We start from the raw sequence: 7,290 nt of genomic DNA on the forward strand, positions 1-7,290 counted from the left end.
CCGTTTTTTTTCTACTCTCTGGCACACCCATTGAGGGGTAGTGACGTTATACTCTAAAATAGTTACCCATGAAACGTTTCGCTCTTCTCACATTGACGATAGTCAGCCTCCAAGTTTCAGCTCAGGAGTTTGAATCCTTTGAAAACGGTTTGATGTATCCGCCCGAAACTATGGATGCGTTGCATCAAATTGCCGACTCCTTGAACGCCCACTTCGTAGCTTGCGAAGCTAATCCGACCTTTCATTCATCCCATACCGCGCTTCTTGAAATCTATAAAGTGAGCGGAAAGGAGAATCTCGAGTTCATTAAACAGGCCTCTGAGATGAGGAATAACGGAAGTACGTACGATGAACTTGTCGCGGCTGATATAACAGGCTCGAGTGTAGAGCGAATGTGGGTGTATTTCTGGGAAGATGAAAGGGATAATGAGTATCATCTTTACGCCATGGGACTTGAGGGGTCGTATGCTGTGGCTACGTTTCCAAGCGCATTTTTCAATTTTGATAGTCTGGAAGGCCATATAATCGAAAGGTCTAGTCTTAGCAATGAGTATTATCCGAGTTTTGCCATGTATAAGTTTCTTAAGCATGAGCCAGCTCAAGTAATCCCTCAGCCTTACAACCAATGGATAGCCTATAGCGATTGCATGGTGGACACAACAACCACCAAGTTGTTAGAGTCAGATAATGACGATGATTTCGGTTTCGGCAATCAAGAGTTCGACTCTCCTCATGGATTATCCGATGCTGAAGTAAAAAAACAACTCGATGAATTGAGAAAAATGAGAGTTGTAGGATTCTGTAGTCAAGATTCAAGACCAAGACTTCATGCCAAGTCAATTGCACTTTTTGCAGCAGCGGCTCAAGATTGGTCGGTGTTCTTAAAAGCACATCTCGATATTATGAATGATAGATTCGACCGTGCAAGCGACGGTTCATATGCCCAGGCTGAACGATTGACCTATCTACGTGAACTAGAAGAATTGGATATTAAAACAGAAGATCTTTTACTTGGGACTTTGCTATCCATGAGTGATCCATCTCCCAATCACTATTATGGGTCACCTAACCGTACAGGTAGAGCGTTTGCTGACACTCAGAACCCAGAGTCTATTATTCAAAAGCTGGAAACTGGAGCTATGGATAAGAACTTGGACCTGCACAATCGTTTCTTGATGATGTACACCCTAAAAGTGTATCGATATAATATAGGTGAGGAATCAAATCCGGACCTCGACGCTCGAATAAAGCGCGTTGAAGCAAGTTTTCCAGAAGAGGTACAATCACTTAAAAGAAGGTGGTAGTACAAACGAACACGAAAGAAGTGGAAACGGGGAGAAGTGATTCTCCCCGTTTTTTTTAATCCACGATGTGATACATGTGATGATCATAGGTCGAAATGTGGAAAAGGTATTTCTCTTCATTTAGTTCGAAAGACACAGTGTTTCCGCGAACTGCCTTGAAGTAAATTCTTTTGCAACGCGAGTCTTTTATGAGGTCGTCTAACATGAAGGAGCCATCATCATCGGTTAGAATTACATCGACTTTATACCCTGCTGCCTGACTCTCATCGTGCGAATCATATAGCGTGTAGTAGATGGCAATCTTGCCTGCCTCAAAGTCAGGGTCAGGCGTCCATTGAAGCTCTTGATTGGTTCTCGAGATTTCTAGACTTTGACTTTCCGATAGCTGAGTAACCTGAAGTACCTCTGGGATATAGCGATCAAATTCTAGAGTGCCATTGAGGGTGGTGAACTTTAGATGAACGTCTTGCCCATAGAAGTTGATTAGGGAAGATTGGTTCTCATACCACATGTGCTCGGTGCCGAACGGTGCGTATGACTCATCATTTATGGAAATGGCGCTAACAGCTGGCGTTCTGCCCGTCAAGTGAATCGAAGGATTCTCAGCATCAAGTCGGCCCCAGTTAGGGTTAGCCATAATGGAGAAGCCACGATCTCGATCTGCAACGTCTTCAACAATTCGGCGCGCCTCGTCATTCAGACTGCTATGATTGATCCATTGACTAATGATTCCGTCATTTTTTGTTTCGCTAGAATTCAAGATGTCCGGGGAACATGCGATGAATCCAATAAGTGTGATTAAAGGGATAAACTTTTTCATTTTATTGATTTGGTTTTTCACCATTCGCATGGTGCGATGAAACTATTTGGGTCTTGCTCGTTGATACTTATTGAGAATTCCGAACAATTCGGAGCGAAGCCTTCGTCAACTTCGAGGAACTTGTACCATCTAAAACATCCATAATCACCATTCTGCAATTGGGGGTTGTTGCATGAAGCATTATTGAAGTCATCCTGAGGTTCGACATACCCGTATTCCATATATCGACCTGTAATAGTGTAACTATCCGTGCTGGGCACGTCAAAATATACGTTTCGACTAACGATTTTGTGATTTCCAGTTGATCCCGTTCCATTCGTGGTTTGGACAGTTGGTGATTGGAAATTGCTAGCGTCGAATTCTGTGATTTGAGAGAACTGAATCGCATTATTACTGGTAACGACGAGCTGAAGACCGCCATCACCGAACGCTACAAGGTTGCCGGGTGAACCTGTTTGGCAATTGTAGCCGTGGTTGGCTAATGATGCACAGCAAGTAACAGGAAGAGGCGGTGAACTCGAGACTTGATTATTGCAACTTGAGAGCGATCCTGCAACCAGAATCGCCGAAAGAGATTTTATTCTCATAGTTTTTTGGTTTTGATGAGCTGCAATCTAGAGCTTCACCGAAACCTATTTGTCAGTACGGATTGACATTATTGTCAGTAAGAACTCAATTTTTTTTAGGTCGAGCGCGAGAGAAAATCCTACTGACGTTTAGAACTTCATCCTATACTCCAAATTTGCCACAAAACTTCGGGTGAGGCCATCCGGACGAGCATCGCGGACAGCGAGTGGAGCGCCGATGTTAAGTTGAAACGCATTGTGCTCATCGAGATTGTAGTCGAAGTACACGTTGGCGTTGAGTGTTAGTCCTTGTGATCCCTCAATGATTTGCTCAACTCCAAGCTCATCTGTATACCGATCTTCCGTGAGGTGATAGATAGGGAGGAGGCTAGGGGTGAAGACGAACTTTTCGTTCAGTTCGAGTGGATAGGAAACGCGCAGGAGCACATCGCCAGCACGAACGAATCCATTGGTAGATTGCACAGCGGATAGCGGAGGTGTCGACGGGTAACTGCTCGACAGGAATGCGTTGTTGTTCTGAGTAATGGGCTGTTGTAGCGCCGCCACGAAGTGCAGGCGCTCAAGCTTATAGCCTACGCCAAAGATCAAATCCACTGTACCTAAACTCGCTTGGTAATCCATTGGCAAGGGAAGTCCGTCTAGTGACCTACCGCCATCTATCAGCGGAAACTTAAACCCACCGGTGAACGTCAGACTCTCAGTCGCCTTATAGTTCGCATTCACGAACACATCCGACAATCCAAATACCGAAATGTCATTCCCGCTTTGTGCGAGAGACGTAAGCTTCACATCCAAACTCCACGATTCCCCCAACTGCCGATTGTACTCCAAATAGCTCCCATAAACGGCGATATCATAATCTGCACTTCCCACAAAAGCCCCCACCTTCACTTGGTTGAAAGCCGCCTCTTCGGATTCATCCCCATGCGGCTTAAAGCTATCCATGGTACAAAAACCGGCATCGCTGCAGCCTTGCCCGAAGGAAGAAATAGACGCGAATAAAAGAGCGGGTAGAATAAGGAGTTGTTTGGGGTGCATGGGGTGTGGGATTTGGGGTGATGGAAGGGTAGACGGGGGGAGGGGGGAAACCTTAATTTCTTTACTTTTTTACAAGTGCCAAGTAAGTTATTAAAATGTTGAAAACGACATCACCCTACCCCTTGATCGACATTACTTCCTTTCCTATTTTGCAACCATGAGAGGAAAGCTAAAGGTAGCGGAGTTATTCGCAGGTGTTGGAGGATTTCGTCTGGGCTTAGAAGGTCAGCCGATTGAGGATGGAAAGCCGAATACAAAATCGAAATTCAAGGTTGTTTTTAGCAACCAGTGGGAACCTTCTACTAAGCGACAGCATGCGAACGAAGTGTATGAAGTACGATTTGGTCCTGAAGGTCACAATGGAAATGACATTTCTGAAGTGCCTACCGAAGAAATTCCAGATCATGATTTACTCGTTGGAGGTTTTCCTTGTCAGGATTACTCTGTGGCAACTACTCTCCGTTCGTCTAAAGGATTACAAGGAAAGAAAGGTGTACTCTGGTGGCAAATCGAACGGATTTTAAATGAAAAGGGAGATAAGCGACCAAAGTATCTCTTCTTAGAGAATGTGGATCGCTTGGTAAAGTCGCCAGCTGATCAAAGAGGTCGTGATTTTGCAGTCATGTTAGCTTCACTGGGCAAGTTGGGTTATGCAGTAGAGTGGAGAGTTATCAATGCAGCCGACTATGGTATGCCTCAAAGACGGAGACGTATTTTCATTCTTGGATATCTGAAAGGGACGAAGCTCTACAAAGAGTTAGAGAAAGATGGGATGCAAATGTGGCTTCATAAGTCTGGATTATTTCAAGAGGCATTTCCTGCTGAGGTTCTTTCCAAGGGAATAGAGGAGCCCATTGAATTATCCGGTGAGTTGGATGAGATATCCATGGAGTTTAACAAAGGTGCCCGAAGAACAAAACCTTCCCCTTTTAAAAAGTCAGGAGTATATCTCAACGGTCAATACCTAACTTACGAAGTTGAGCCGGATTTTGAAGGGGAGAGGACTTTGCTTAAGGACATCCTTCAAGCACCGAAAGACGTTCCAGAGGAATACATCATCGCCAAGTCTAAATCTCTAGCGAAACTTCTTTCTGAGGATAAAGACCCATCACCTGCATTATTAAACAAATATCCTGATTTGAAGCGCTGGCTTCATGAGAAGGGGGCGAAGAAAAAGACGAAAGTGAATCGGGATGGCTTCGAATATGTCTTTGCAGAGGGTAAGATGATGTTTCCCGACCCGCTCGAACGTCCAAGCAGAACCATAATCACCGGCGAAGGAGGAAAGTCGCCATCACGCTTCAAGCATGTTGTGCTTGCAGGCGACACTTTGAGAAGGTTAACCCCAATTGAATTGGAAAGATTGAATATGTTTCCAGATAATCACACTCTAATCGACGGAATGATAGATACAAAAAGAGCATTCTTTATGGGGAATGCTCTTGTGGTAGGGGTTGTGGAAAAGGTAGGGACCGTTCTTTCGAAGCGAATTTGATTAACGGGTGTAAAGTACTCGGCCAATCTTCTTTCGAGGTTTAAGTTGGTGTTGCTCTATTTGGAAAATCTCTGGTGCTTCTAAGCCAATTAGTAGTATTGGTGTTGTCAGGACTGAACCAAGCGGCTTTAGGTAATCTTGGAACTTCTCGTACGTTCCAATCGCACTATCAAACCCACCTTTTTCTTTCATTTCTTGCGTTGCACAGATGATGACTCCGAGTTGTGTTTGAATTGCTTTTTCAACGTGATTTAATTCGGAGGCTAGCACCGGCTTCATCAAGTTCCATGCAATCACAGAAGCGTGGTTAAATGCAACTTCTATTGAAATGTCACCCTTAGCAAAATCTAATCTCCAAGTGTCGCCTTGGTAGTTCGTATCCTGGAAAATTGCACTTTCAGCATTCCATCCGTACCCCACTAAGCCTTCTTTGATAAGCTGGTTGATTGCCCTTGAAAGACTTTTTGGCAGTTTTTCTTCGTCATCCAGTCCGAAGCTCTCGTGCTTCTCTATGAGAATGTCGTCAGTAATAGAGTCAAGTACATTGATGATTTCGAACAGCTGAATTTTGAATGGCTGTTCCATCATGATGTTTTCAGCGAATCGGAAGGAGTGGAGAGAGTATTTCATGAGTTGCTTTTTTGCAAGTATAATAAGTTAGAAAAAGATAATGATGCATTTCAAATGCTACTCTGCTAAACGATGCCTTAATATCTAATATTAGGTCCTCTCCATTGAGTTCACTCCATTTTACGCTGTTTGGACCTGTCACATTATACATCTATTCCTCCTCCTCTATATAATACTTATAAAATCTATCAATATGGTCAAAACTCCAGTTTCCCGTCCAGAAGCAATCGTAGCCATCAGGGGACGAAAATTCAAAGAAGTAAGTTGTGCCATCTAGAATACCGCCATATTCCATTTTGCGATAAGGTCTATTGATATAGTTTTCAATCAATGCCATAGCTGCCAAAGATGTGGTGTCCAAAGGCCATGATGTGCTCGTTACTTTTGTTGGAATATCATAACTGTAGCCACTGAGAATATTTGCAGTTGTTGTCGTAACTAAGGTGTCTGAACCCTGAATGCGAATTTCAATTGTCAAGGGCGCAGAAAAGGTCGGCATGATTGTAAGCCTGTATGTTGTGATGCTCGTTCGTGGAAAAAGCCGTTTGGTGTTCATTAGACTGAGTATTCTACTTACGTTGGCTTCCGTTCCACTGAGGTATTTGTGATTCGTATCACAAGGCCATTTGTCCAAGTATTCTAAGTACCAATAGGGTATGTACTCACCTTTACTTAATGCGGTGTCTAGATTTTGAGAATATTCTTGGCCTAGGTAGCATTTTAATTGCTGATAGGGTAAGTTCCAATCGTGCGATTCTGGGGAAACGGACTTAAGGACCTCTAGGTATTTAAAGGCGCTATCTGCAGCAAAGGGCCTTCTACTTTCTTTGATAATATCTTCCATTGCAATCTCATCGGATGAATCTGCACTGGAATCACGATTTGATACTCTTAGACGAAATAATTCACGATAGGTCGGAGAGTCGAGAGTGTAAGGAATCCAGTCGTTATAGTAATTCGAGAAGAGGTTTAAGGCACCATAAAAAGTGCCTAAGCTGTCTTTCTGAGCCTTCCTAAGGATGAGGTTTTTTAGCGCGTGGAGAGAGTCTGCTTCAACTCGCCAATTTAAGCGGCTCTGACTAAGGGTTGCTAGTAGGTAGATTCTATACCCGCATGCTGTTGGGTCATTCATGGTGGTATTGAAATAGTCCATGAATTCACCAAAATCCGAATTATAGTATTTCCGGGACTCCCAATGAATTACTTCACGATGATTCGGGTTTATTAACCTTGCTTCATTGTACAATGAATCCCTCAATTCGACTTGCTCATAGGAGATTGTGTCAATTATAGTGAGAAGTTCATTTATTGATTGGCAGTTGCAGTTCCAAGCTGCGAAACACATAGAGATAGCGAAGAGAGATTTCATCATACAATATTAACGAGTGATGTAGGACGAAGGTAAATGACAAGTCC

General features: G+C 43.5%; 7 protein-coding genes. 2 read left to right on the forward strand and 5 right to left on the reverse strand.

The annotated features are described in order from the left end of the window. The first annotated feature begins 68 nt into the window (after positions 1 to 68). Positions 69 to 1,304 (forward strand): hypothetical protein, encoded by a 1,236-nt coding sequence (locus tag F8C67_RS07355; RefSeq protein WP_151667186.1) that lies wholly within the window; start codon positions 69 to 71, stop codon positions 1,302 to 1,304. A gap of 55 nt (positions 1,305 to 1,359) precedes the next feature. Here F8C67_RS07355 and F8C67_RS07360 read toward each other — a convergent pair whose 3' ends face one another. The 3 genes from F8C67_RS07360 to F8C67_RS07370 form a co-directional block, all read right to left on the reverse strand. Further along, entirely contained in the window at positions 1,360 to 2,124 is a 765-nt protein-coding gene (locus tag F8C67_RS07360) for a hypothetical protein (protein WP_151667187.1), read from the reverse strand. 17 nt (positions 2,125 to 2,141) lie between these two features. Further along, complete coding sequence (locus tag F8C67_RS07365; protein ID WP_151667188.1) at positions 2,142 to 2,711, reverse strand: hypothetical protein; 570 nt, start codon at positions 2,709 to 2,711, stop codon at positions 2,142 to 2,144. Positions 2,712 to 2,840: 129 nt separating this feature from the next. Beyond that, a complete protein-coding gene (locus F8C67_RS07370; protein WP_151667189.1) occupies positions 2,841 to 3,749 on the reverse strand; it encodes a hypothetical protein in 909 nt (302 codons plus the stop codon). Positions 3,750 to 3,906: 157 nt separating this feature from the next. Between F8C67_RS07370 and dcm the strand changes: the two genes are divergently transcribed. After that, positions 3,907 to 5,244: a DNA (cytosine-5-)-methyltransferase gene (gene dcm / locus F8C67_RS07375; protein WP_151667190.1), complete on the forward strand. Its 1,338-nt coding sequence runs from the start codon at positions 3,907 to 3,909 to the stop codon at positions 5,242 to 5,244. Here dcm and F8C67_RS07380 read toward each other — a convergent pair whose 3' ends face one another. Both F8C67_RS07380 and F8C67_RS07385 read right to left on the reverse strand, forming a co-directional pair. After that, the gene (locus tag F8C67_RS07380) at positions 5,245 to 5,874 is read right to left on the reverse strand and encodes a BglII/BstYI family type II restriction endonuclease (RefSeq protein WP_151667191.1); all 630 of its coding nucleotides are present in this window, start codon (positions 5,872 to 5,874) and stop codon (positions 5,245 to 5,247) included. A gap of 151 nt (positions 5,875 to 6,025) precedes the next feature. Next, positions 6,026 to 7,243 carry a hypothetical protein gene (locus tag F8C67_RS07385; RefSeq protein ID WP_151667192.1) on the reverse strand — a complete coding sequence of 406 codons (1,218 nt, stop codon included), beginning with the start codon at positions 7,241 to 7,243 and terminating at the stop codon, positions 6,026 to 6,028. Positions 7,244 to 7,290: the final 47 nt, after the last annotated feature.

The sequence above is a fragment of the Phaeocystidibacter luteus genome (assembly GCF_008933115.1).
Lineage (GTDB): Bacteria > Bacteroidota > Bacteroidia > Flavobacteriales > Schleiferiaceae > Phaeocystidibacter > Phaeocystidibacter luteus.

What these genes read in the sequence shown, in the direction of transcription:
- F8C67_RS07385 (WP_151667192.1), bottom strand. Translation starts at nt 7,243, where the DNA reads ATGAAATCTCTCTTCGCTATCTCTATGTGTTTCGCAGCTTGGAACTGC.
- F8C67_RS07380 (WP_151667191.1), bottom strand. Translation starts at nt 5,874, where the DNA reads ATGAAATACTCTCTCCACTCCTTCCGATTCGCTGAAAACATCATGATG.
- F8C67_RS07355 (WP_151667186.1), top strand. Translation starts at nt 69, where the DNA reads ATGAAACGTTTCGCTCTTCTCACATTGACGATAGTCAGCCTCCAAGTT.
- F8C67_RS07365 (WP_151667188.1), bottom strand. Translation starts at nt 2,711, where the DNA reads ATGAGAATAAAATCTCTTTCGGCGATTCTGGTTGCAGGATCGCTCTCA.
- F8C67_RS07360 (WP_151667187.1), bottom strand. Translation starts at nt 2,124, where the DNA reads ATGAAAAAGTTTATCCCTTTAATCACACTTATTGGATTCATCGCATGT.
- dcm (WP_151667190.1), top strand. Translation starts at nt 3,907, where the DNA reads ATGAGAGGAAAGCTAAAGGTAGCGGAGTTATTCGCAGGTGTTGGAGGA.
- F8C67_RS07370 (WP_151667189.1), bottom strand. Translation starts at nt 3,749, where the DNA reads ATGCACCCCAAACAACTCCTTATTCTACCCGCTCTTTTATTCGCGTCT.